This is a genomic window from Ochrobactrum soli (assembly GCF_003664555.1).
Classification (GTDB): domain Bacteria; phylum Pseudomonadota; class Alphaproteobacteria; order Rhizobiales; family Rhizobiaceae; genus Brucella; species Brucella teleogrylli.
Genome location: NZ_RCHH01000046.1, coordinates 1 through 1,566, shown reverse-complemented (window position 1 = coordinate 1,566; position 1,566 = coordinate 1). Strand labels below are relative to the sequence as shown.

Sequence of the window (1,566 nt, the reverse complement as noted above, 5' to 3'; positions counted from 1 at the left end):
AGCGCTTCAATCCCATTGGTGGTGGGGAGCAACACGGTTACCACGACTGTTACCGCGCAGGATGGAACCACCACGAAGAGCTATACGGTCAATGTCATTCGCGCGCAGTCCGGCAATGCCGAACTGGTGGGCCTTGTTCCGAGCGCTGGATCTCTTGACCCGGCATTTTCGCCGAGCGCGACGACTTACGCGCTGGCGGTTCCAACCGAAACATCGTCGTTACAACTGACGCCCACTGCCGCTGATCCGACGGCAACCATCACGGTCAACGGAGCAGCCGTTGCGTCCGGTAGCGCGAGCAGTGCGTTCCCGTTGGGCATCGGCAATACGACCCTAACGGTTGTCGTCATTGCGCAAAATGGAACGACACGCAGCTATATGGTGAATGTCACGCGCGCCGTGTCGGCGGATGCAACGCTTGCGAGCCTTGTTCCGAGCGTCGGATCGCTGGACCCGGCATTTGACAAGGAGACGCTCAGCTATTCTGTCAATGTCGAGAATGGTGTCGAGAGCATTTCATTCGTGCCAACCGTTTCCGAGCCTTCCGCCCGGGTAAGTGTTGCAGGAAGCAATGTTGCGTCGGGAAGTTCAAGCGCTCCGGTGGGGTTGGGGGTTGGTGCGAATACGGTTTCGATTGTTGTAACTGCGCCAAGCGGCGCCAATCGCAGCTACACGGTGGTTGTCAGCCGTGCGGTGCCGGTCTTCCCGGACCCGACGCTTGATCCCGAAGTGATCGGCCTGTTGAACGCGCAGACAAGTGCGGCACGACGTTTTGCGCAAGTTCAAACCCGGAATTTTCAAAACCGGCTTGAGCAATTGCATGATGAAGGCGACCGCAGAAAGTCCAGTCTCGGTGTACGGCTCGGCGGGCAGGCGTCCAACGCGGCATCGGTGGACCCGTCCGACCGGTCTTCTTCAGCGTCTGCAACGCCCAATGCGGCCCTTGGCTATGCGCCGGAAAAGCGCAATGCTTTTCCGGGCAAGGTGATCGGCCTGAAGGACCCGGAACAGCCCGCACCAGCTTTGGACCCTGACCTTGGACCATTCGCATTCTGGAGCAGCGGCTTCGTCAATTTTGGTGAGCGCGATAGTGGCAAGCTCGATCTGGACTATACGCTTGTGGGCGTGAGTGGCGGTATCGACTATCGGTTTTCGGAACGGTTCGTGGCCGGTTTTGGCGTAGGCTATGGGCGGGATCGGACCGACATTGGTGACAACGGCACGGAAAGCCGTGCCAATGCTTACAGCGCTGCCTTCTATGGCAGTTTCAAGCCGCTCGACAATTTCTTTATCGATGCGCTGGTGGGCGGCAGCATTCTGGATTTTGATTCCATCCGTTTCATCACGACAGACGGAAGTTTGACCGACGGCAAACGCGACGGCAGCCAGATGTTCGGGTCTCTGACGGCGGCCTACGAATTTCGTCAGGAAACGTGGCTGGTTTCACCCTATGGCCGGTTGGAAATGTCGCGTTCCTGGCTCGATGGCTATGCCGAAAGCGGAGACAGCATCTATCGGCTGACCTATGGCGATCAAACCGTGGACACCGTCACGGGTGTGGTTGGT

Annotated in this window: 1 protein-coding gene; it reads left to right on the top strand. The window is 58.4% G+C overall.

Annotated elements, in window-relative coordinates; all coding sequences use genetic code 11:
• The coding region (locus D8666_RS23900) for a cadherin-like beta sandwich domain-containing protein (RefSeq protein WP_147438036.1) at positions 1-1,566 on the top strand (1,566 nt) is incomplete at both ends.